General features: G+C 56.2%; 1 rRNA gene. It reads right to left on the bottom strand.

What is annotated here, in order from left to right:
- A 23S ribosomal RNA gene (locus NDI54_RS21410) occupies nt 1-640 on the bottom strand; the annotation flags it as partial.

Raw genomic sequence — 640 nt, 5'->3', positions numbered from 1 at the left:
GGGGACCTCTGCGGTGTCTCTTTTCCAAGTGGGTTTCGAGCTTAGATGCGTTCAGCTCTTACCCCGTGTGGCGTGGCTACCCGGCACGTGCTCTCTCGAACAACCGGTACACCAGTGGCCACCAACCGTAGTTCCTCTCGTACTATACGGTCGTTCTTGTCAGACACCATAACACACCCAGTAGATAGCAGCCGACCTGTCTCACGACGGTCTAAACCCAGCTCACGACCTCCTTTAATAGGCGAACAACCTCACCCTTGCCCGCTTCTGCACGGGCAGGATGGAGGGAACCGACATCGAGGTAGCAAGCCACTCGGTCGATATGTGCTCTTGCGAGTGACGACTCTGTTATCCCTAGGGTAGCTTTTCTGTCATCAATTGCCCGCATCAAGCAGGCTAATTGGTTCGCTAGACCACGCTTTCGCGTCAGCGTTCCTCGTTGGGAAGAACACTGTCAAGCTATCTTTTGCTCTTGCACTCTTCGCCGGGTCTCTGTCCCGGCTGAGATAGCCATAGGGCGCGCTCGATATCTTTTCGAGCGCGTACCGCCCCAGTCAAACTGCCCGGCTATCGGTGTCCTCCTCCCGGAGTGAGAGTCGCAGTCACCGACGGGTAGTATTTCACTGTTGACTCGGTGGCC

It is taken from the genome of Haloarcula terrestris (assembly GCF_031624315.1).
Lineage (GTDB): Archaea > Halobacteriota > Halobacteria > Halobacteriales > Haloarculaceae > Haloarcula > Haloarcula terrestris.
Note: the sequence above shows the minus strand (reverse complement) of the source record. Positions and strands in the feature narration are given on the sequence as shown.